General features: G+C 60.1%; 17 protein-coding genes and 2 tRNA genes. 9 read left to right on the top strand and 10 right to left on the bottom strand.

The window, feature by feature from the left end:
• The first annotated feature begins 167 nt into the window (after nt 1-167).
• The gene (locus HDE75_RS21905; RefSeq protein ID WP_183680474.1) at nt 168-1067 is read left to right on the top strand and encodes a LysR family transcriptional regulator; all 900 of its coding nucleotides are present in this window, start codon (nt 168-170) and stop codon (nt 1065-1067) included.
• Here HDE75_RS21905 and HDE75_RS21900 read toward each other — a convergent pair whose 3' ends face one another.
• The 6 genes from HDE75_RS21900 to HDE75_RS21875 all read right to left on the bottom strand — a co-directional run bounded on the left by HDE75_RS21900 (nt 1068) and on the right by HDE75_RS21875 (nt 8654).
• On the bottom strand, nt 1068-3461 hold the full coding sequence (locus HDE75_RS21900; RefSeq protein WP_183680472.1) for an acyl-CoA dehydrogenase: 2394 nt from the start codon (nt 3459-3461) through the stop codon (nt 1068-1070).
• A 103-nt stretch (nt 3462-3564) separates the two neighbouring features.
• Nucleotides 3565-4812 (bottom strand): DUF819 family protein, encoded by a 1248-nt coding sequence (locus HDE75_RS21895; protein WP_183680470.1) that lies wholly within the window; start codon nt 4810-4812, stop codon nt 3565-3567.
• Nucleotides 4813-5071: 259 nt separating this feature from the next.
• A tRNA-Phe gene (locus tag HDE75_RS21890) sits at nt 5072-5147 on the bottom strand.
• Between the two features lie 94 nt (nt 5148-5241).
• Nucleotides 5242-5679: a hypothetical protein gene (locus HDE75_RS21885; protein ID WP_183680468.1), complete on the bottom strand. Its 438-nt coding sequence runs from the start codon at nt 5677-5679 to the stop codon at nt 5242-5244.
• 112 nt (nt 5680-5791) lie between these two features.
• Nucleotides 5792-8188, bottom strand: a complete 2397-nt coding sequence (locus tag HDE75_RS21880; RefSeq protein ID WP_183680466.1) for a S9 family peptidase — start codon at nt 8186-8188, stop codon at nt 5792-5794.
• 214 nt (nt 8189-8402) lie between these two features.
• Nucleotides 8403-8654, bottom strand: coding sequence for a PsiF family protein (locus HDE75_RS21875; RefSeq protein WP_260174271.1), 252 nt, complete (start codon nt 8652-8654; stop codon nt 8403-8405).
• A gap of 432 nt (nt 8655-9086) precedes the next feature.
• Between HDE75_RS21875 and HDE75_RS21870 the strand changes: the two genes are divergently transcribed.
• From HDE75_RS21870 to HDE75_RS21860, 3 genes are all read left to right on the top strand, one after another.
• Nucleotides 9087-11522, top strand: coding sequence for a TonB-dependent receptor plug domain-containing protein (locus HDE75_RS21870; RefSeq protein ID WP_183680461.1), 2436 nt, complete (start codon nt 9087-9089; stop codon nt 11520-11522).
• Nucleotides 11523-11830: 308 nt separating this feature from the next.
• Nucleotides 11831-13573, top strand: a complete 1743-nt coding sequence (gene ggt, locus HDE75_RS21865; RefSeq protein ID WP_221291975.1) for a gamma-glutamyltransferase — start codon at nt 11831-11833, stop codon at nt 13571-13573.
• A 73-nt stretch (nt 13574-13646) separates the two neighbouring features.
• A complete protein-coding gene (locus tag HDE75_RS21860; RefSeq protein ID WP_183680457.1) occupies nt 13647-14186 on the top strand; it encodes a DUF2058 domain-containing protein in 540 nt (179 codons plus the stop codon).
• 16 nt (nt 14187-14202) lie between these two features.
• Here HDE75_RS21860 and HDE75_RS21855 read toward each other — a convergent pair whose 3' ends face one another.
• Nucleotides 14203-15120 carry a LysR family transcriptional regulator gene (locus tag HDE75_RS21855; protein ID WP_183680455.1) on the bottom strand — a complete coding sequence of 306 codons (918 nt, stop codon included), beginning with the start codon at nt 15118-15120 and terminating at the stop codon, nt 14203-14205.
• A 194-nt stretch (nt 15121-15314) separates the two neighbouring features.
• On the opposite strand from HDE75_RS21855, the gene HDE75_RS21850 reads away from it, so the two are divergent.
• Nucleotides 15315-16037 (top strand): type 1 glutamine amidotransferase domain-containing protein, encoded by a 723-nt coding sequence (locus HDE75_RS21850; RefSeq protein WP_221291970.1) that lies wholly within the window; start codon nt 15315-15317, stop codon nt 16035-16037.
• Here HDE75_RS21850 and HDE75_RS21845 read toward each other — a convergent pair.
• Nucleotides 16034-16951 carry a LysR family transcriptional regulator gene (locus HDE75_RS21845; protein ID WP_183680453.1) on the bottom strand — a complete coding sequence of 306 codons (918 nt, stop codon included), beginning with the start codon at nt 16949-16951 and terminating at the stop codon, nt 16034-16036. The two genes, HDE75_RS21850 and HDE75_RS21845, sit on opposite strands and share 4 nt — an antisense overlap.
• Nucleotides 16952-17072: 121 nt before the next feature.
• Between HDE75_RS21845 and HDE75_RS21840 the strand changes: the two genes are divergently transcribed.
• From HDE75_RS21840 to HDE75_RS21825, 4 genes are all read left to right on the top strand, one after another.
• Nucleotides 17073-17462, top strand: coding sequence for a tautomerase family protein (locus HDE75_RS21840; RefSeq protein ID WP_183680451.1), 390 nt, complete (start codon nt 17073-17075; stop codon nt 17460-17462).
• A gap of 24 nt (nt 17463-17486) precedes the next feature.
• Entirely contained in the window at nt 17487-18347 is an 861-nt protein-coding gene (locus HDE75_RS21835) for a fumarylacetoacetate hydrolase family protein (protein ID WP_183680449.1), read from the top strand.
• A 43-nt stretch (nt 18348-18390) separates the two neighbouring features.
• Nucleotides 18391-19428 (top strand): alpha/beta fold hydrolase, encoded by a 1038-nt coding sequence (locus HDE75_RS21830; protein WP_409254930.1) that lies wholly within the window; start codon nt 18391-18393, stop codon nt 19426-19428.
• 165 nt (nt 19429-19593) lie between these two features.
• Nucleotides 19594-20442, top strand: a complete 849-nt coding sequence (locus HDE75_RS21825; RefSeq protein ID WP_183680447.1) for a hypothetical protein — start codon at nt 19594-19596, stop codon at nt 20440-20442.
• A 103-nt stretch (nt 20443-20545) separates the two neighbouring features.
• Here HDE75_RS21825 and HDE75_RS21820 read toward each other — a convergent pair.
• Together HDE75_RS21820 and HDE75_RS21815 are read right to left on the bottom strand one after the other, a co-directional pair.
• Nucleotides 20546-20621: transfer RNA gene (locus HDE75_RS21820), tRNA-Phe, on the bottom strand.
• A 55-nt stretch (nt 20622-20676) separates the two neighbouring features.
• Nucleotides 20677-21603, bottom strand: coding sequence for an MBL fold metallo-hydrolase (locus HDE75_RS21815; RefSeq protein WP_221291969.1), 927 nt, complete (start codon nt 21601-21603; stop codon nt 20677-20679).
• Between the last annotated feature and the right edge of the window lie 3 nt (nt 21604-21606).

Genomic DNA, 21606 nt, shown 5'->3' with positions numbered 1-21606 from the left:
TGTTTTCCCTCTGTTGTCATGCTCGGCCGGAGATTGGCGAAGTGGGAAAAGTATAGCGAGCCATCGCCAGAAAATAGGCGAACGGAGGGCGACACAGAGGGGATCAAGCATCCTCATTGCTGTGGATATAGTGGCTGGCCTGGCGCTGGAGAAAGAGACATGAACGTATGCTGCGCGCGAACCTGAACGAAATTCTCGTCTTCATGGCTGTGGTCGATGAAGGCAGTTTTATTGCGGGCGGCACGGCCATGGGCTTGAGCCGCTCGGCTGCCGGCAAGGCTGTGCACCGGCTGGAAGAACGGCTGGGCGTGCGCCTGCTGCACCGCACGACCAGGGCTTTGAGCCTGACCGATGAAGGCCGCGTTTTTTATGAGCGGGGCTTGCAGATCCTGGCGGCCGTCGACGAGGCTGAGTCCAGCGTGGCTGTGGGGGCGGGTGGTGGCACGCCGCGTGGCGTGCTGCGGCTGACCTTGCCCGATGCTTACGGCCGCCTGGTGATCCTGCCGCTGCTGCGCCGCTATCTGGCCGCCTGGCCCGAGCTGCAGGCCGAAGTCAGTTTCACGGACCGCCAGGCCGATATCGTCGAAGAAGGATTTGACCTGGCGATACGCATCGGTGAAGCCCCGCCCGATACGCGGCTGGTGTCGCGCGTGCTTGCCCGCCACCAGGCTGTGCTGTGTGCGTCCCCCACTTACCTGGCGGAGCGAGGGCTGCCGCTCGACAGCGATGCGTTGGCCGGACACGATTGTTTGATCTTCAGCAGCCGCAACCGCCGCCAACCCTGGCGGATCTTCGGCGACGACAGCACGGGCAAGTTGCCTGGACGCAGCCGTTTGCGCCTCGATAGCGGCGACGCCATCCGCGATGCGGTGCTGGCCGGTGACGGCATCGCGCTGCTGCCCGATTTCCTGGTCGCTGGCGACCTGCAGGCCGGGCGCTTGCAGCAGGTGTTGCCAGAGCTGCCGCTCGACGAAGTGAAAATCGTCACCATCTACCCGACCCGGCGGCTGCTGGAGCCGAGGGTGCGGCGCTTTATCGATTTCCTGGTCGAGGAACTGTCAGCTTGATCAAGCCTCGACGCCATGCCTTTCGCTGGCCAGGCGATGCTCATCCAGAACAGGTTTCAGCACGCCGGTGTCCGCTGGCTGCTGCGATGTCTGTGGTGGAAAATCGTCGACCTGAATCGCTGCGTCGACCAGGCGTGTAAATTCCAGCAAGGTATTGTGCTCCTGGCAGCTGATCGAACCCGCCGCTGCCGCCGCGCTCAGCCACTCCTGCATGGCCGATACGCTTTGTGGCAGATGCCTGAGGGCCGCGCCTTGCGGTGTATCCTTCAGGCGTTTTTCGATGGCCACGACCTGGGACAGCAAGTCCAGCGCCATTTCGCCGCGGGCCAAGGAATCGCCCGCATCGTTGGCTACGTAACAATCGGCCAGCAGGCGTTCGCGGTCGGCGCCCGGTGTTTGCATGGCTTGCGTTACGGCGCTGCCCAACTCATCGGAAGGTGGGCGATGCGGCAGGCCAAAAGGAAACAGCCAGACGCGCAGCAAGACTGCCAGTCCCCGCGCGGGAAAATTGTCCAGCACGCCACTCAAGCCTTGTTGCGCCTTGAGCAGCGTGTCTTGCAGCGCCCAGTGGACATAGGGCAGGTCGGCCTGGGGCCGTCCATCATCTTCGTAACGTTTCAGTACGGCCGAACCCAGGTACAGCTGCGACAGCACATCGCCGAGGCGCGCAGAAATCCGTTCGCGCCGCTTGAGTTCGCCGCCGAGCACAAACATCGCCATATCGGTCATCACGGCGAAGGCGGTCGACAAGCGCGTGAGGGAGCGGTAATAGGGTGCCAGTTCGGGCGCGCTGGTCTCGGGTGCGGCGGCCAGCCGCCAGCCGCCCAGGCCATACCAGAGTCCCCGTGCAATGTTGCCAAACACAAAGCCGACGTGGCCAAAGAATGCCTGGTCGAAGTCTTGCAGGGCTTTGCGGTGGTCAGTTTCCTTGACGGCGGCCATTTCCTTGAGCACATACGGGTGGGCGCGGATGGCGCCCTGGCCAAAGATGATCAGGCTGCGGGTGAGTATATTGGCGCCTTCGACCGTGATGGCAATCGGGATTTGCTGGTAAGCGTTGGCCAGGAAATTATTGGGGCCGATGCAGATGCCCTTGCCACCCAGGATATCCATGCCATCGTTGACAAGCGCTCGCCCCCGTTCGGTGACGTGGTATTTGACGATGGCGGAAATCACGGCCGGCTTTTCACCCAGGTCGACGGCCCGCGCCGACAGCCTGCGCGCCGCATCCATCAGGTACAAATTGGCGCCCATGCGCGCCAGCGCTTCCTGCACGCCTTCGAACTTGCCGATCGGCATATTGAACTGGCGCCGCACTGCCGCATACGCGCTGGTGCCACGCACGGCCATCTTGGCCATGCCCACGCTGGATGAGGGGAGCGAAATGGCGCGCCCGGCCGCCAGGCATTCCATCAGCATGCGCCAGCCCTTGCCCACTTGTGCCTTGCCGCCGATCACCCACTCGATAGGAATAAACACATCCTTGCCGGAAGTGGGGCCATTCTGGAAGACCGCATTGAGCGGATGATGGCGACGGCCGATCACCACGCCGTCGTGGCTGGCGGGGATCAGCGCGCACGTGATGCCGGGCGCGGCATCGTCGGATAACAGACGGTCGGGGTCGCTGGTATTGAATGCCAGTCCCAGCAAGGTGGCCACCGGCGCCAGGGTGATGTAGCGCTTGTTCCAGGTCAGGCGTATGCCTACGGTGGACCGTCCTTCATGCTCGCCCATGCAGACCACGCCGTGGTCGGGAATCGCCGCCGCATCGGAACCCGCATATGGGCTGGTCAGCGCAAAGCAGGGAATTTCCAGGCCGGCCGCCAAGCGCGGCAAATAATGGTTTTTCTGTTCTTCGGTGCCATAGTGCAGCAGCAGTTCGGCCGGTCCCAGCGAATTGGGCACCATCACGGTGACGGCCAGCGCCGAGCAGCGCGTCGACAGTTTCATCACCACTTGCGAATGCATATACGCGGAAAACTCCTTGCCGCCATATTGCTTCGGAATGATCATGCCCAGAAAGCCTTGCTGCTTGATATAGGACCAGGCTTGCGGCGGCAAGTCTTGCCCTTGCTGGGTGTCCCAGTCATTGACCATGTCGCACAATTGATCGACATCATGGTCGAGAAAGTGGCGTTCCTCGGCGGTGAGCACAGGGCCGCTATGGGCCAGCAGTTTGGGCCAGTCGGGCTGGCCGGAAAACAGGTCCGCATCCCACCAGGTGGTGCCCGCTTCGAGCGCATCGCGTTCGGTATCGGACATGCTGGGCAGAATGCGCTTGAATAGTGCGAGCACATGTGGCGTGATGAGCGCACGGCGCAGGGGGGCGATGGCAAACAGTGCAATCAGGCAAAGCACAATCAGCACTATCGCCATCAGAATAATCGTCAGCATGAGCGTCTCCCTGTTTTAATAAGAACAGGGTAGGCCGATGCGGCCGGGCTTTCTGTGCGGTAAAGCGCATAGGCGGCGTCTTCGGCAACGCCGCCCGACTGCTCTAAGTTGCCAGCGAGCGCAGCAGCAAGCCCGTGATGTAAGCGCCATAGGTGCCCAGCGCATAACCGAGCACGGCCAGCAGCACGCCGACGGGAGCCAGTGCCGGATGGAAAGCGCTGGCGACTACGGGAGCCGAAGCGGCGCCGCCGATATTGGCTTGCGAGCCGACGGCCATGAAGAATAGCGGCGCGCGTATCAGCTTTGCCACCAGCAGCATCAGGCCGCCATGCACGGCGATCCAGATCAAGCCCAGCAGGAACAGGAAAGGTTTGTCGAACAGCGCCTTGAGATCCATGTGCATGCCGATGGTGGCGACCAGTATGTACAGCATGGCTGAACCAATGGTCGAGGCGCCCGCGCCTTCCAGGCTGCGCGCCCTAGTAAAGCTCAGCAGCAAGCCGATGGTGGTGGCCAGCACGACGATCCAGAAGAAGCCGGAGGTCAGGCTGTAATCCTGCAAGCGCCATTCGGCTGGCAATGTAGCGATCCATGCCACTGTCGGGGCCGCCAAAAAGTGCGACAGGCCGGTAGCGCCCAGGCCGATGGCCAGTATCATCATCACATCGTTGAGGCCAGGAATGCGCGCATGCTGGGCTTTATAGGTTTCGATGCGGTCCTTCAGCGCATTGATGGCCGACACGTCGGCGCCCGTCCAGCGGTCGAAGGCCTTGGCCCGGCTGGCCATGAACAGCAGCACGGCCATCCAGACATTGGCGACCAGCACGTCGACGGCGACGAACTGGCCAAACAGGGTGGCGTCGACTTCAAACACTTCCTTCATCGCCGCCTGGTTGGCGCCGCCACCTATCCAGGAACCGGCCACGGTGGTCATGCCGCGCCAGGTTTCGCCAGCCACCGTTTCTGGATGGATCAGGCGCAAGGCTTCGAACGCGACGACTGCGCCCAGCATCACCCCCACGGTGCCGGTCAAAAACATGATGATGGCCTTGGGGCCCAAACGCATCAGGGCGCCGAAATCGATGGCGATACACAGCAGAACCAGGGCGCTCGGCAGCAGATAATCGCGTGCCACGCCATACAGGGCCGAGGCATTGCCATCGATGATGCCGGCCGTGTTCAACAGGGCAGGAATCAGATAACACATCAGCAGCGAAGGGACGTAGGTATAAAACCTGGACCAGAAACCGGTGGTTCTCGACGACGTCCAGAAAACGGCGCCCAGCGTGATGGCCAGCAAACCGAGGACGACAGCATCATTGGTGATCAAAGCAGTGGTAACAGGAGGCATTCAATTCCCTCAGGCAAAGAGTGTGTGTCATGGCGCGCGATAAGGGCGCCACGTAAGGCAAGCGGCTAGCTCGTGGCCAGCCGCTGGTCGTACAGATTGCGGACTGCGGCTGCATTCTACATTGCATGGACGGCAACAATTGGTTGTCTTGCTGGGTGACAAAAAGTCGAGGGAGTGTTGCTGAGGGGAGGGAAATAAACGGGCAAAAACAAAAACGCCAACCTGAGGGTTGGCGTTTTGATATGTACTGCTGAATTCTTGGTGGCCCGGGGCGGAATCGAACCACCGACACAAGGATTTTCAATCCTCTGCTCTACCGACTGAGCTACCAGGCCAAGGCGGCGAATTATAACAGAAAGACTCCAGACCTGACCAGAGGATCTTGTGTTCAAATGCAACAGATCGCCAGAGCTTTCTCTTTTGACACTCTTATAAAGCCGAGCCGCGATTCAAGCCTGGCTTTTGCAGCTCGCAGCGTCCCGCTACGCAGCTGGCGCCCGGGTCGGTGATGATGGAGCAGGTCGACAGCATGCCGTCGTTTTGCTGTTGCCTGCGCTGCGCCTCCGCTTGTGCGTAGGCCAGGGCCTTGAGTTTCTTGCCGTCATTATTCTTGCTGGACCAGGCCAGATAGCTTTCCGGGCCGCCGCAGGACTTGGCGCCGATGGCGATGGTTTGGCATTGCGCGGTGGAGTCGCACGCGGCGTTGCCCACTTCCGCCTGGATCTGTTGTTGTAGCGCAGCTTGGGTTGGCGCTGGCGTGGCTGGCGTCGCCGAATCTTGCGCGGGGGCGCTGCAGGCGCTGGTGGCGAGCAGCAGGGTGCCGACGCATAGAAAGCGCAGCAAGGCAGGGAAGGTATGTGTTTTCATGCCTTCATCATGTGCCACGCTTATGGAAATGGCAAGCACGATTCGCAACGGGGCGCGGCAAAAAAATGCCCGCGCGGGGCGGGCATCGTTCTTACTGATAACTACTTGAGAATTACTTCAAGGTGCGCTGGAACAACTCATCAATACGGCGGTATTCGTCATACCACGCTTCCGGCTGCACGAAGCCGTGGCGTTCCATCGGGTAGCTGGCCATTTCCCATTTGGACTTTTTCAGCTCGATCAGGCGCTGCGACAGGCGCACGGAGTCCTGGTAAAACACGTTGTCGTCGATCATGCCGTGCGCGATCAGCAGGTTGCCGGTCAGCTTGTCGGCGTATTCAATAGGCGACGAAGTCTTGTAGGCTTGCGGATCGAGTTCCGGCGTGTTCAGGATATTGGCCGTGTATTCGTGGTTGTAGGTAGTCCAGTCGGTCACGGGGCGCAGGGCGGCCCCGGACTTGAACACTTCCGGTGCGCGCATCAGGGCCATCAGGCTCATGAAGCCGCCATAGCTGCCGCCATAGATGCCCACGTTCTTGATATCGCCTTGCTGCGTCGCGGCCAGCCAGTTGGCGCCGTCGACGAAGTCTTCCAGTTCCGGGTGGCCCATCTGGCGGTAGATGGCCGTGCGCCAGGCGCTGCCATAACCGAGCGAGGCGCGGTAATCGACGTCGAGCACAATAAAACCTTGTTCCACCAGCAGGTTGTGGAACATCTGCTCGCGGAAGTAGACTGGGTAGCGTTCCGTCACGTTCTGCAAATAGCCGGCGCCGTGGGCAAACATCACGATCGGATATTGTTTACCGGCTTCCAGCTGGGCCGGGCGATACAGCTTGGCCCAGATCGGCGCTGCGCCATGCGTGGACGGTACTTGCACCAGTTGCGGCATGATCCAGTTGCGCGCCTTGAAGGCGTCGCTGCGGGTATCGGTCAGCAGGTTTGCCTTGCCGCCCGTAACAGAAACGGTGGCCAGTTGCGGCGGCACATAGCTGCTGGAGTAGCGCACCAGCAGCTTGCTGTTGTCGGGCGACAGGCCAAAGTTTTCCACGCCTTTCAAGGACGTCACTTCACGCTCGCCACCCTCTTTCGCGGTGGTGGCGCAGACTTCATAGGTGCCGGGCGCTTGCGGGTTGCAGACGAAATAAGCGTTCTTGCCATCGCGGCTCCATTCCACATTGCTTACTTCCCAGTTGCCATGGGTGAGTGCGCGCGCGGGGGCGGCGCCGGTCTTCGTGTATAGATGGGCGTAGCCAGTTTCCTCGGACAGATACCACAGGGTGGCGTTGTCGGGCAGCCAGCCGAATTCGTCGGCGCGGCGGTTGACCCAGGCCACGTCGCTGATGCGGTGCGCCGGCACCAGTTCGCCCTTCGCCAGGTCGACGGTTGAGATCCAGCGGTCCTTGTTGTCGATCGCGCGCACCAGCACGGCGACCTTGCTGCCGTCGTCGGTCCAGGCGATGCCGTCGCGCTGGGCATCGACCGTGACGGGGCGGTTGCCTTTCAGCGCAGGCAGTTTTTGTTCTACGCGCAAAGCGGCCAGTGGATCGGTGGCGATGCCGGGCAGGCTGTCGAAAACGATCTCGCGCACGGTGCCGCTGCGCAGGTCAGCCAGTTTCAGGTTTTGCGCGATCGGCATATTGCGGCCCACGCGGGTGCGTTCGTCATCGATTTCCGGATAGCCCGTTTCCGTGACGTAGCGGGCCAGCTTGCCAACCTTGCCCTTGTCGGCACTCTTGTCTTGCGTGACGAACAGCAGCCAGCGGCCGTCCGGCGACAAAGCGCTGCCGGAAATGGTGACCTTGTCGCCCAGGTAGATCGGTGCGGGCGCGCGCGTGGCGTCGGCGCGGCGCTCTTCCTGGCGGCGGTCGCGATTGGTGTCGCGGTCTTCCTTCTGGCGCGCCAGGTTGACGATCAAACGCAGTTGCAGATCGCGCTGGCTGTCGGCGTCGGGTTTGGCGTCTGGGTCCTTGACCGCGCGCAGCAGTGCAACAGGAGCGCTCAGGCGCTCGGCGCGGCTCCAGCTGAACCAGTCATTGCCGCTGCGGTATTGCACGGCGCTGCCGTCGGCAGAATATTGCGGGTCGCCGACGCCAAATACGCCGCGCGTGATTTGCGTCAGTGCGCCACTTTTCAGGTCGCGTTCAAACAGGTCGCCATTGCGCAGCAGGATGGCGCGCGTGCCGGCCCGGTTGTAGACCATTTGCGGGCCATCCAGATTGGCCAGCTGGCTGTCCTCGACCTGCTTGCCGCTATTGAGCTTGGCGTTGGCGCCCGAGATGTGCACGGTGTCGCGCAAAGGCGAGGCCAGGCGTTTTTGCTTGTAATAAATCTGGCCATTCCAGCCCCACCATGCCGCCTCGACAGGCGAACCTATCCAGTCGGGGTTGGCCATGGCCTGATCGAGTGTAATCGGCGTTGGCGTAGTAGCGGAAGGTGCTGCATGGACGGCGGGAAAAAAGGCTGCCAGCAGGGTCAGCAGCAGTGGACGAGCAGGAAGAGCCAGACGCATGGAAAATCGCTTTAAAAAGAGAGGGTGGCGTAGGTGGCGGGGCCAGAAGCGGACTATTCTAGCGTAGGAATTTCGTTGCGGAAATGCCGGAAAGCTAAGCCCGGCTGGGATGGGGAAGCTGCGTTTTAACCGGAAGTAGCAGCCGGGTCGAGGAGAGCAGCGTGCATAAAAAACGCCAGCTCGGCGGCTGGCGTGGTCTGGGTTGCGACAGCGCTTATTTCTTCGGTGCGCTCAAACAGGTTTTCATGAAGGCCTTGCGCTCATCGCCCTTCTTGCCGGCAGCGTCGGTATTGCACGCTTTCATCTTGTCTTGCTGTGTCATGGCGACGGCTGGGGCTGGCTTGGCGCTCAGGCATTCCTTCATGAACGCCTTGCGTTCATCGCCCTTCTTGCCGCTGGCATCGGCGTTACAGGCAGCCATCTTTGATTGCTGGCTGTTGGCTGCCTTGGGGGCATCGGCCGCCATTGCCGTGCTGCAGCAAAGAGCGAACAGGGTGGCGGTGATACTAGCGGTAAGCGTGGTTTTCATGGCGTATCCTTTTGACAGGCGAGAGTGAATGATCAATGTGAGACCGGCAATTAACTATATGCATTTTCGGCATATTGCGCCACTGATATCGTTTTGTGCGTCGTGCGTTGCTTGGTGCCATATATTTATATATATCGACGCATCGCTGCCAAATTATTGTTTGTATTTGAAATTTTTACGCAAGCTTATTTGCTATTGTTCGTTCTTTTTTGATATGCAGGCCTTTATATTGCCGCCACACAATAACGAAAGGCAATCATGTCAGGGATTCAGCACATCAATCGCAAGCAACAATCAGGGTTTTCTTTACGGCGCACGCCACTGACACCATTAAGCTATGCAATCGGCGTACTGTGCGCTGGTGCGGCCATGCAGACGCCTGTCTACGCACAGCAACAAACCGACACTGCCGACGTGGCCGCGACCCAGATCATCGTTACAGGGACGCGCGTCTCGAACCGTTCGGTGCTCGATACCGCGTCGGCGGTCGATGTGGTATCGGCCGAAACACTCAACAATGTCGGCGTGACCGAACTGAGCCAGTCGCTGGCCAATGCGCTGCCTGCGCTCAACTTTCCACGGCCGGGCCTGGTGGACGCTACCGACTCGGTACGTCCGGTCACCTTGCGCGGCCTGTCGCCAGACCAGGTGCTGGTACTGGTCAACTCCAAGCGCCGCCATTCATCAGCGCTGGTCAATGTCAATGGCTCGGTTGGTCGCGGTTCGGCGTCGGCCGACTTGAACACGATTCCTTCGAGCATCATCAACAGCGTGGAAGTGCTGCGCGACGGTGCTGCCGCGCAATATGGCTCCGACGCCATTGCCGGCGTGATCAATATGCGCCTGCGTGAAAACAGCAGCGGCGGTGCGCTGTTTATCAATGGCGGCGAACGTAATACCACCTACGGTTTCAACCCCGGCACCCTGCCGGCCGGACTGGCGCTGACGGCGCCCACCACCCGCAGCCGCACCGATGGCGAAACGCTGACGGTGGGCGGCTGGAAAGGCTTCAGCCTGGGCGAAGACGGTTTTCTGACGGTCGCGGCAGAGTTGAAAAAGCAGAAGCACTCCGAGCGCAGCGGCTACGATACGCGCCAGTTCTATGCCAAGGTCAACGGCGCTTTCGATCCGCGCGAACTGACCGTCAACCGCTATGACACCTGGTCGGGCGACCCGGAGCTCAAGCAGGCTACCCTGTTTGCCAATGCCGGCCAGACGCTGGCGGACGGCCAGAAGATTTACGGCTGGGCCAGTTATCAGCGCCGCGAGACCGAATCGGCCGGTTTCTTCCGCCGTCCGCTGCAAGATGAAAACATCCTGTCGGTGTATCCGAACGGCTATCTGCCAATCATCGCGCCGACGGTCGATGACTATAGTGGCGCCATCGGCACCAGCTGGAGTGGTCAAGGTTGGGACTACGACTTGTCGCTGACCTATGGTCGCAACAAGATGTCGTTCGAGGTGGAAGACTCGCTGAACCGTTCGATAGGCGCAAGCAGCAAGACCTCGTTCGACGCTGGCGGCTTTGCCTACCAGCAGGTAGCGGCCAACTTCACCGCCGTGCGCCCGGTGCCGGTTTCGTTCCTGCCGGCGCCGCTGAACGTGGCGGTGGGCGCTGAAGTGCGCTATGAAAACTACCAACTGTTTGCTGGCGAACCCGATTCCTACCGCTACGGCGGCCAGCTGCTGGCTAACGGCACGCCAGCGGCAGCCGGCGCGCAGGTCTTCCCCGGCTATACGCCGGACAATGTGATCGACAAGGGCCGCCATTCGACGGGCGCGTTTGTTGACCTGGAAACCAAGCTGACATCAAAACTGCTGACCTCGTTTGCGGCGCGCGCCGAACGCTATTCGGATTTCGGCAACAACCTGACCGGCAAGGCCGCCGCCCGCTATGACTTTACGCCGTCGTTTGCCTTGCGCGGTTCGGTGCAGAACGGCTTGCGCGCGCCATCGCCGCAGCAGCAGTTCTATACCTCCACCTCGATGACCTTTATCGATGGCGTGGCCTACAATATTGCCACCTTCCGCCCGAACGACGCGGCGGCCGTGGCATTGGGCGCCAAGCCGCTCGACGCTGAAAAATCGGTCAACTTCTCGCTCGGCGCGGTGCTGCGCTTTGGCGACCTGAGTGTGACTGCCGATGCTTACCGCATCAATATCGACAACCGTATCGTGCTGTCGGAAAATCTGACCTCGGCCGCCGTGCGCAATTACCTGACCAGCCAAGGCTTTACCGGCGTGGGCGGTGCGCGCTTCTTTATCAACGGTGTCGATACCAACACCAGGGGCCTGGACGTAGTGGTCAATTGGCCATGGAAGGCGGCTGCGGCAGGGCGCTTCGACTTTACGCTGGCTGGCAACTACAACAAGACCGAAGTGACGCGTGTGCCGGAAACGTCCGAACTGGCGGCGCTTAATCCTGCACCGGTGCTGTTCGGCCGCTCCAACGTGATCGGTCTGGAACGGGGCCAGCCGAAAAACAAGGTGACCGCGTCGGTCAACTGGAAGCTGAAAGACGTCGGCGTGACTGCCAGCGCGACCCGCTATGGCGAGACGATTTCGGCTGGCAGTACGGCTGCCACCGATTTCGTGATCTCGCCCAAGACCATCGTCAACCTGGAAGGCCGTTACGAGTTGACCAAGTCGACCCAGCTGGCCTTTGGCGCCGACAACCTGTTCGACATCTATCCCGATGCCGTACCGGCTACACTCAACACCACCGGCGCCGTGCCGTACGCCAACCGCGCGCCGTTTGGCCGCGGCGGACGGTTTGTGTATGCGCGGGCCAGCTACAAGTTTTAAGTTTTAATCCCAAGGCTTGCTTTGGGGCTTCATCACCGCACCGAGGAACCAGCATGTCCCCCACATTCAGAAAACTGCTGGCGCCCGGCTTCAAGCGCGCCGTGGTGTTTCGCGGTGGCGGCGGACGCCCTGCTGCGCCATTTGCGCGCTTCAGGCTATCATTAAAAAAGCTTGCTCACGCAGCAGTGTGCGTGCAGGGGAGGGTTGGCCAGATTGCGCCGCCATCCCCTGTTTGTTTTGAACAGACGTTTTTACAAGGAAGTACCATGACATTCAGCCATCGCCCCACATACCAACGCCAGCCCTTGATGACAGCGGCTTTACTCACGCTGGCCCTGGCCGGCAGCGCGCAGGCGGTGTCCCTGCCGGCCGTCGAAGCGCAGCACGGCATGGTGGTGTCGTCGCAGCACCTGGCCAGCCAGGTCGGCGTCGATATCCTGAAAATGGGCGGCAATGCGGTCGATGCGGCAGTCGCTGTCGGCTACGCGCAGGCGGTGGTCAATGCCTGCTGCGGCAATATCGGTGGCGGCGGCTTCATGACCATCCACCTGGCCAATGGCAAGGATACGTTCATCAACTTCCGCGAAAAGGCGCCGGCTGCCGCCAGCGCCGACATGTATCTTGATGCGGATGGCAAAATCAAGCCTGGCGCCAGCCTGCACGGCTACCTGGCCGTGGGCGTACCAGGCACGGTGGCCGGTTTCGAGCGCGCCCAGCGCCAGTACGGCAAGCTGACGCGTGCCCAGGTGATGGCGCCGGCCATCAAGCTGGCGCGCGAGGGTTACATTCTCAACCGCGGCGACACCGACATTATCGACACCACGGTGGCCTACTTCAAGAAAGACCCGGAAGCGGCGCGCATCTTCCTGCGCAAGGATGGCACGCCGCTGCAGCCGGGCGACCGGCTGGTGCAAAAAGACCTGGCGCGCACGCTCGAATCGATTGCACGCCACGGCCCGGACGCTTTCTACAAGGGCGCCATTCCGGCGGCCGTGGAAAAGGCCGCCAAGGCGGCTGGCGGCATCATCACGGCGGCCGACTTTGCCGCCTACACCACCACCGAAACAGCGCCGCTCACTTGTACTTATCGCGGCTACCAGTTCGTCTCGGCGCCGCCGCCAAGTTCGGGGGGCGTGACGCTGTGCCAGACGCTCAATATCCTCGAAGGCTACGACATGAAGGCGTTCGGCTTCCAGTCGGCGGCCAGCATACATTACATGACCGAGGCAATGCGCCACGCCTACAAGGATCGCAACAGTTATCTGGGCGATCCGGATTTCATCAATAACCCGGTCGAGCATTTGCTCAGCAAATCCTATGCCGCTGAAATTCGCAGCAAGATCCTGCCGGACCGCGCCACGCCGTCGAGCCTGGTACCGCCGGAAACCATGCAGCGCGAAAAACCGGAAACCACGCATTATTCGGTGCTGGACAAGGACGGCAACGCCGTCTCGACCACCTATACCGTCAACGGCCGCTTCGGCGCCGTGGTGATTGCACCGGGCACCGGTTTCTTCCTGAATGACGAGATGGATGACTTCACCAGCAAGATCGGCGCGAAGAATATGTATGGCCTGGTGCAGGGCGCCAGCAATGCGATTGCACCGGGCAAGCGGCCGCTGTCGTCGATGGCGCCAACCCTGGTCAACAAGGATGGCCAGACCTATATGGTGCTCGGTTCGCCCGGCGGTTCGCGCATTATCAGCATCACGCTGCAGTCGGCGATCAACGTGATCGACTATGGCATGGCGCCGCAGGAAGCGGTCGATGCGCCGCGCATCCATCACCAGTGGCTGCCCGACCAGGTGTATTACGAAACGCGTGGCGTCTCGCCCGATACCCTGGCGATCCTGAAAAACATGGGCTACAGCATGACCGAGCAGACGCCGTGGGGCGCCACGGAGCTGATCCTCAAGGGGCTGCCGGCCGCCGTTGGCGCCGGACCTGCCAGCTCGGGTAATGACTCTGGCGTATCGGGCAAGGTACGCCCCGGCTGGCTGTACGGCGCCAACGACGCGCGCCGTCCGGCCGGTGCTGCCATCGGCTATTGAGGCCTGAAGGAGTGACTGCCGCTGGCACCGATGCTATGCTAGCGGCTTTCATGGGCATAACGGAGTAGCACAGATGGTCTCCCTGCAAGAGCAGTTTTTAAAGGCCGGCCTGGTCGACAAGAAGAAGGTCAAGCTGGCCAATCAGGACAAGAGCAAGCAAAAGAAGGATGAGCGCAAGAGCGGCACGCAAAGCGTCGATGAAGTGCGCATCGCTGCGCTGGAAATCCAGCGCAAGAACGCCGAGCGCGCGCGCGAACTGAACGCCCAGCGCGACGCCGCCGCCAACCAGAAAGCCATCGTCGCGCAAATCGCGCAAATGGTGCAAAAGAACCGCCAGAGCAAGGGTAACAACGGTGACGTGCCGTATAACTTCACCTTCAACAACAAGATCGAGCGCATCTACGTCACTGCCGCCGTGCAAGCCCATCTGGTCGCCGGCCGCCTGGTGATCATCTGCCTGGGCGGCGCCGTTGAACTGGTGCCGCGCATCATCGCCGACAAGATCGCCGAACGCGATCCCGCCATCGTGGTGCGCGTCAAGCAAGCCAGCACGGAAGTCGACGAGGACGATCCCTATGCAGCGTTCCAGATTCCCGATGATTTGATGTGGTAAGACGGCTTTTGCGGCCCTATGTTTTCTCTTGGGCCGACATATGCCTGTGGCAGCACTCTTTCAGGTAGCGCACCAGGCCATGCACCGCTGGTGTCAGCAGGGAGCGGTGGACCACATACATCGATAGCGGGGCCGCTTCACCCATCACCTCGGGTAGCAGGTGGATCAAGCGCCCGGCCTGCAAATCGGCGGCGACATCGAGCTGCGATTTGCAGGCGATTCCCAGTCCATCTATTGCCCAGCGCCGGACCAGTTCGGCGTCATCGCTGACGCGGTTGCCGTCCACCACCATGAAAATACTATCGGCCCCGGAACCGAAGTTCCAGCGGCTGTGCGCAATGCCATTCAATTTGAACCGCAGACAATTATGCTGGGCCAGTTGTTCCAGTCGCGTCATCGGACCATGCTTTTCCAGGTAGGCGGGAGAGGCGCACAATATTCTGCGGTTGTCTAGTGCAAGCGGCAGCCTGATCAGGCTGCTGTCCTTGGCCACGCCATAGCGTATCGTCAGGTCGACCGGCTGGGCATGCAGGTCGGACAGGGTGTCGCAGATGGAGATATCGATATCGAGCCGATGCTCGGCCAGATGTTGCTCGATCCAGCCCAGCAGATGGTTGCGGCCCAGGTCGGAAGGTAGTGATAGCCGCAAGCTGCCGCTGAACGACTCTGTCGATGCAGACATCAGTGCCTCGCCATCTTTCATCGCACGCAGCGCAGCCTGGGCGTGTACCGCGTATTTCACGCCATTTTCCGTTACGCGCAGGCTTCTGGTCGTGCGTTCGAACAGGCGCGCACCGAGGGCGTCTTCCAGGCGCTTGACGGCATTGCTGGCCACCACGGGCGAAATGCCCAGCAGGCGGGCGGCGCCGGAAAAACTGCGCGCATTGACTGCCTGCACAAAAATCTCAAGGTCTTCAAATCGGACGGGTTTCATGCGCTGCCTTGATCTCCAGGTGGCTAAACATTGCCATATTAAAAGTTTTAATGTCGTTCAACGCTCGCCGCTTTTAAGCGAAAATGAAAACTGCATATACCGCTGCCTACTGTTTCCTGCTGCAAGAAACGCTCATCCTGTTGTCTGAAGTCACCATCCGGTTGACGTTGATAAGTTTATTTCAGGAGCAGGCCATGAACAGCATTTCCAGCGATTTTCGTGCATTACTGAGTACCGAAACCTCCGCGGCAGTCCCCCGTATTTCTGCGGCAGCGATGTTCAACGCGCCGGAAAACCGCGCACTCTACGAGCTGTGGACGCAAGCACCCACCGATCCCACCGTCTACAGGAACCGCCGTATTGCCGTGGTGGCGACCGATGGCGTGGAAGAAATCGAGCTGACGACGGTGCTGCATTTTTTCCGTACGCGCGGCGCCACCGTCGACCTGATATCGCCCAAGAAGCCATCGTATCCACCCATGTTCGGCTTGCAGATTCCTGCCATCCGCGAAACGCATATCTTGACGATTCATTATATCGAGACGGCTGGCTGGGTTCAGTTCGACAAAATAATCGATGACGCCCAGGCTGAAACCTACGATGCCGTGATTATTCCGGGTGGCGCCTGGAATCCCGATGCGCTGCGCGCCGACCCGCTGGTGCTTGCCTTCGTGCGTGCGGTTGCGGAAAATCAAAAAATTGTTGCCTCGATTTGCCATGGCCCCTGGATACTGGCCGACGCCGGCTTGCTGAAGGGCCGCCGCGCCACGGCATGGTGGGCCATGAAAAACGATCTGACCAACGCCGGCGCGACCTTTGTCGATGAAGCGGTGGTGGTGGATGGCAAAATCATCACGTCGCGCGCACCGACCGACCTGGTGCCGTTTGTCGAAGCGATCGGCGCCCAGTTGCGCTAAATCATTTGCGGCGGCGCTGCCAGGCTTGCCAGGCTATCCGTCACCACCTCGCCGAGCACATCTATCGCGCGCTTCAGGTTTCCCATCTGCAGCGCGTGCACCAGCCAGACATCGAGCTGCATGGAAAAGCCCGGTGTATCGACCACCATCAACTGCCCGGCCACTGCGCTGCGCTGCAAGACACTGCGCGGCACCAGCCCCAGTCCCGCGCCGGCTGCAATCAGTTGCAACTGCAGGTCGGTGCCTATCGTATCGACCCGCAGTTTGAGTGTCTGGCCGGCGCCGCCCATGGCGCGCTCCAGCGCGGCACGATAGCCGCAGCCGATCGGGTTGAGTATCCATTCCTGCTGCGCCAGCGCGAGGATGTCGGCCTTGCCCTCCACCAAGGGTTTTTGCCTGCTCTGCACCACGGCCACTGGCAGCGTGCTGATCAGACGTCCATCCATGCGCGCGGGCAAGGTGCTGGGCGAGGGCAGCATCATCGCCACCGCATCCAGGCTCCCGTGCAGCAACTGTTGCTGCAGCGCCGCGCCCCATTCCGTATGCAATTTCAAGTCCAGCGCCGGAAAGCTGGCACGCAGGCGCTGCACCGCATCGAACAGCACCATTTCTCCTACGGCCTGCGTCATGCCCACCCGGAACGTGCCGGTGGGCGCCATATCGTCGCGTGCCATATCGAGCAGCCGTCTTGCCCCCAGCATTAGCGGCAGTGCCTGCTCGTAGACCCGGTGCGCCAATGCCGTCGGTTGCGGCGGCCTGCTGTTGCGATCGAACAATTCCACGCCCATGACTTCTTCCAGGTGCTGTAGCCGGCGCGACACGGCAGACTGGGTCAGCGACAGCACGTCGGCGGCGCGGGTCAGGGAATTGTGGTCGATGACCGCAATAAAGGCCCTCAAGTCTTCAAATAGCATGCTGATTACTCATATTAGTTATGAAAATTATGCGTTTGTATCATTCATAGTATAGCCCTAATATGGTGCATGCCTCCGGCGATGCCGGCCACCCATGCTGTATCCATATCAGGAGATTTTTATGCCTTTAGCCCGTATCAGTGTTTCCCAGGAGACCACAGCCGAAGCCTTGCGCGCCATCAGCGACACCGTCTACGAGTCCATGGTCACGGTGGCCAACGTGCCTGCGAATGACAAGTTCCAGATCCTCAGCCGCCATGCCAAGGGGGAACTGGTGTACCCGGAACAAGGATTTCTTGGCGTGAACTACAGCGACAACATCGTCTTCATCCAGATCACCTGGAACGAGGGGCGCAGCACGGAAGTCAAAAAAGCGTTTTACCGCGCCATTGCTGATGGCATCCAGGCGAAGACCGGCTTGCGCAAGGAAGACATCATCATCAACCTGGTGGAAGTCCAGCGTGAAAACTGGTCGTTCGGCAATGGCGACATGCCATTCGCACCGGTTTAATCCCTTTACGATGCTGGAATAGCCATGAAATTTGCTACCTTTATCCACGCCGGCGTCGAGCAGGTCGGCGTGGTTGACCTGGACGCCGGGCGCGTCCATCCCCTGGCTGCGCGGGACATGCTCGCTGCGATTGCCCTTTATCCCGCCGATGGCAGCGCGGCCAGTGACAACTGCGCCGGCATTGCGCTTGGCGACGTGCAACTGCTGGCGCCACTGCCCCGGCCCGAACGCAATATCTTTTGCGTGGGCAAGAATTACCGTGCCCATGCGCAGGAATTTTCCCGCAGCGGATATGAGGCGGGGGCGGTCGCCGGGGCGGAAATCGATGCCTATCCCGCCGTATTTACCAAGCCCGGCAGCAGCGTGGTCGGGCCGGAAGCAGTGGTCGACCTGCATGCTGGAATTACTTCGGAAGTCGATTACGAGGGCGAGCTGGCCGTCATCATTGGCAAACCCGGCCGCAATATCGCGGTGTCGGACGCCATGGCGCATGTGTGGGGCTATACCATCATCAACGATGTGACAGCCCGCGACCGGCAAAAAAACCATCGCCAGTGGTTACTCGGCAAAGGCCTCGATACCTTTTGCCCGATGGGGCCATGGATCGTGACGGCCGACGAGCTGCAGGCCGATCAGCTGCGCGTGCAGACCTGGGTGAATGGCGAACTGCGCCAGGACGGTCATACGGCCGACCTGTTGTTCAGCATTCCGGAACTGGTCAGCACGATCTCGGCCGGTATGGCCTTGAAGCCGGGCGACGTCATTTCCACCGGCACGCCGGCCGGCGTCGGCATCGGCATGGTGCCGCCGCGCTTCCTGCAGCCGGGCGACAGCGTCTCGGTAGTGATCGACGGCATCGGCACACTGCGCAATCGTTTTGCCTGACGCTGTGGCGCCTGGCACTGAAAACTTGGCACTGGAGAATAGATTGGACCATGAAATCAAGACGAACCGCCGCGCCTTTCTACGCACCGCCGCGCTCGGCGTGGTGGCCGCAGAATTTGTGCTGCTGATGCCGTCGCTGGCGCTGTCGCAGGAGCAAGCCATCGGCCTGGGCCCGCTCAAGATGGTCAAGGCGGGCGTGCTCGATGTGGCCTACCATGAAAGCGGCTCCGCCGATGGCATCCCGGTGGTGCTCTTGCATGGCTTTCCCTTCGACCCCCATGCCTATGCCGAGGTTGCGCCCATGCTGGCGGCGCGTGGTTGCCGCGTGATCGTTCCCTATCTGCGCGGTTTCGGCGCGACGCGTTTTCTCGACGCCGCCACGCCACGCTCGGGACAGCAAACCGCGCTGGGCGCCGATCTGCTTGCCTTGCTTGACGCCTTGTCGATACCCAGGGCAGTGCTGGCCGGGTATGACTGGGGCGGTCGCGCCGCTTGCGCTGTCGCCGCCTTGTCGCCGGAGCGCTGCCACGCCCTGGTATCGGTCAACGGCTACGCGCTACTCGACCTGAGCCGCATGAATATTCCCGTGCCGCCAGAACGGGAACTGCCGGCCTGGTATCAATTCTATTTCCTCACGGAGCGTGGCAAGGCGGGCTACACCAGGTACCGGCGCGAAACAAACAAGCTGCTGTGGAAACTCTGGTCGCCGCAATGGCATTTCGACGACGCCACGTTTGAGCGCACGGCCCCCGCGTTTGACAATCCCGATTACATCGAGGTCACCATCCATTCCTACCGGCATCGCTACAACCAGGTGGCGGGTGATCCCGCGTATGCCGAACTGGACCGGCGACTCGCGGCCTTGCCCGTGATAACCGTGCCCACCATCACCCTGGACGGGGCCAACGATGCCGTGGTCTTGCCGACAGATGGTTTGTCGTACGCCAATAAATTCCCTGCGCGCAAAGCCCACCGCATCGTGCCGGGTGCGGGCCACAATCTGCCGCAGGAAGCGCCGCTGACGTTTGCCCAGGCGGTGCTGGAGCTGCTGCCTGTCAAAGTGCAAAGTGCTTTTCGATAATATTTTTTGCATAAAAATTCAGTATCGAAAAAAGTTATTTGATAATTAATGTGGAAAATTTTTAAACTTGGAACTAATTTGAATCAACGCAAATCAGAGGTAATGAATTAATATGTAAAGTACTTAAGTATTTAATATATTGAAATTATTTCTATAAGGCTTCATATGGCGGAACTTCTTCAATACCTGGACAATGCCGAAAAGGTATTTGTGTTCGAGCAGGTATATCCACTGAGTGCTGCCACCGAGCAGGCAAACCAGAAAAAATTGAATGCTTTCGGGCTGCTGGCGAAATTCAATCCTTTCAAGCGTCCCAAGGATGAAACGGTGCTTCTTTCCAAGCACGTTTTGCGTTATGAACCCTTCTGGCATGTGGTGACTACCCGCTCAGTCGATTATTCACGCGAGCTTACCTATCCGGTAGAGATCGGTAACGCGTATGCGAAAAAGGTGCTGATCAACTGTAAGGAATATTCAATCGCCGAACAGGGAAACAAACGCTTGATCAACCTGCAGGCAGTCGAGTACTCGCACCGGAAGATCCATTACGACGATTATCTCGACGGCCTGTCGCGTGACCTGAAAAAAGGCGTGTTGGCCAATTACATCAATAAATACAAGATGCAGGAACAGACGGTACTCGAATTGCCTGAAGCAATTGTCCCGCAATTACGATTGCCGATGCTGTTGCGAAAAATACGGCAGACGCTGGATGCTGAGGTGATCAATGCCCACGAGTTTCAGGAAGATATTGTGACAGTTGAAAAAGTGTACCTGTATTATCGCCCCGTGTTTGCGTTTGAATTTACCTGGACGACTGAGGACAAAGTAGGGGTGATTGAAGTCGATGGCCTGACCGGGGAGGTACTCGAAAATGGTCAGTGGTTCAGGGACACGCTGCAGGCGATTACCACGCGGGAAATGCTGTTTGAATTGGGCTCTGAGCTGGCCAGTGCATTGCTACCCGGTGGCGGAACCGCCGTCAGGATTATCGAAAAAATCTCTGGCAACTGATGGATAAGCTTGCATGTAGGGCGTAATACAGGCCCTGCGGTGTATGCCACCAAGCAAAACGCCAACCCTAAGGTTGGCGTTTTGATATGTTTTTCTGAGTTCTTGGTGGCCCGGGGCGGAATCGAACCACCGACACAAGGATTTTCAATCCTCTGCTCTACCGACTGAGCTACCAGGCCAAGGCGGCCGATTATAGCAGATGGGAAATCGGTCTGCTAGCCCCCGCGCGCCAGCCTAGGCTTGCGACTTGGCCGTATTGGCGGCGCTCCACAGCGATCCGGGGTTGGCGCGGTCCGGGTACAGGGCCAGCATCTGGTCGTACAGTTCGCGTGCGGTGCTGGTGGCGTCATTTAGGCGGATGAAGTCGCGCAGGTATTGCCGCGTTTCATCGACAATTTTTGGGTTGTCATCGTTCTCCGGGATTTTATGGCCAGCCACCACCGCCCGAGGTTTCAATCGATCGATCTTGTCCAGTGCGGCCAGCCATTCCAGCCGGGTTTGCCGGTTCGATTCGTTGAGGAAAGGGTGGATGCCGTTATACACGGCGTCGCCCGCCACCACCAGGCCGATCGATGGCACGTGCAAACAGGTGCTGTCATCCGTATCGGTATGGCCGACATTGATAACGTTCAAGGGCTGGCCTTCGAGTGTCAGCTGATTGCCCTGCATGGCTTCGGCCGTGGTGATGATCTCGGGTATCTGGTTCGGGAACAGCTTGCGCCAGCGGCTGTTCAATTTGTCGGGTGTGATTTGCTGCAGCATTTTGGCCGCCACCGTGGGCGTGGCCACCGCCTTCACGTTCGGGAAACGTTGCTGCAGTATGCTGAGGCCAAAAAAATGGTCGCCATGGGCGTGGGTAATATAGATGGTGCTCAAGGTCTTGCCGCTGGCGACAATCGCGTCCGCCAGGCCCTGGGTCTGTTCCACCGTCAGAAAGGTATCGACCAGCACCGCTTCGCGCTGGCCATAGATCAGGGTCGAGGAATTGGCGACCCAGTTTAGCGCTTCCTTGCCAGGCGGCACATCGCGGCTGAGGCCCGGCCGTTTTACGGTCAACACCTTGTATTGCAAGACCGGATTGTTATCGACCGCCCGGGACAGGCCAGGCAGCACAGGAAGCAGGGCCAGCGAGGCCAGTTTCATCACATCACGACGTTTCATAGG

This window comes from Janthinobacterium silvisoli (assembly GCF_014200725.1).
In the GTDB taxonomy this organism is placed as follows: domain Bacteria; phylum Pseudomonadota; class Gammaproteobacteria; order Burkholderiales; family Burkholderiaceae_D; genus Janthinobacterium.
Note: the sequence above shows the minus strand (reverse complement) of the source record. Positions and strands in the feature narration are given on the sequence as shown.

Excerpts from the sequence above, each read along its gene's own strand:
- HDE75_RS21895 (WP_183680470.1), bottom strand. The coding sequence starts at position 4,812 with ATGCCTCCTGTTACCACTGCTTTGATCACCAATGATGCTGTCGTCCTC.
- HDE75_RS21845 (WP_183680453.1), bottom strand. The coding sequence starts at position 16,951 with ATGCTATTTGAAGACTTGAGGGCCTTTATTGCGGTCATCGACCACAAT.
- HDE75_RS21815 (WP_221291969.1), bottom strand. The coding sequence starts at position 21,603 with ATGAAACGTCGTGATGTGATGAAACTGGCCTCGCTGGCCCTGCTTCCT.
- HDE75_RS21905 (WP_183680474.1), top strand. The coding sequence starts at position 168 with ATGCTGCGCGCGAACCTGAACGAAATTCTCGTCTTCATGGCTGTGGTC.
- HDE75_RS21850 (WP_221291970.1), top strand. The coding sequence starts at position 15,315 with ATGAACAGCATTTCCAGCGATTTTCGTGCATTACTGAGTACCGAAACC.
- HDE75_RS21900 (WP_183680472.1), bottom strand. The coding sequence starts at position 3,461 with ATGCTGACGATTATTCTGATGGCGATAGTGCTGATTGTGCTTTGCCTG.
- HDE75_RS21840 (WP_183680451.1), top strand. The coding sequence starts at position 17,073 with ATGCCTTTAGCCCGTATCAGTGTTTCCCAGGAGACCACAGCCGAAGCC.
- HDE75_RS21860 (WP_183680457.1), top strand. The coding sequence starts at position 13,647 with ATGGTCTCCCTGCAAGAGCAGTTTTTAAAGGCCGGCCTGGTCGACAAG.
- ggt (WP_221291975.1), top strand. The coding sequence starts at position 11,831 with ATGACAGCGGCTTTACTCACGCTGGCCCTGGCCGGCAGCGCGCAGGCG.
- HDE75_RS21880 (WP_183680466.1), bottom strand. The coding sequence starts at position 8,188 with ATGCGTCTGGCTCTTCCTGCTCGTCCACTGCTGCTGACCCTGCTGGCA.
- HDE75_RS21870 (WP_183680461.1), top strand. The coding sequence starts at position 9,087 with ATGCAGACGCCTGTCTACGCACAGCAACAAACCGACACTGCCGACGTG.
- HDE75_RS21885 (WP_183680468.1), bottom strand. The coding sequence starts at position 5,679 with ATGAAAACACATACCTTCCCTGCCTTGCTGCGCTTTCTATGCGTCGGC.
- HDE75_RS21825 (WP_183680447.1), top strand. The coding sequence starts at position 19,594 with ATGGCGGAACTTCTTCAATACCTGGACAATGCCGAAAAGGTATTTGTG.
- HDE75_RS21855 (WP_183680455.1), bottom strand. The coding sequence starts at position 15,120 with ATGAAACCCGTCCGATTTGAAGACCTTGAGATTTTTGTGCAGGCAGTC.
- HDE75_RS21835 (WP_183680449.1), top strand. The coding sequence starts at position 17,487 with ATGAAATTTGCTACCTTTATCCACGCCGGCGTCGAGCAGGTCGGCGTG.
- HDE75_RS21875 (WP_260174271.1), bottom strand. The coding sequence starts at position 8,654 with ATGGCGGCCGATGCCCCCAAGGCAGCCAACAGCCAGCAATCAAAGATG.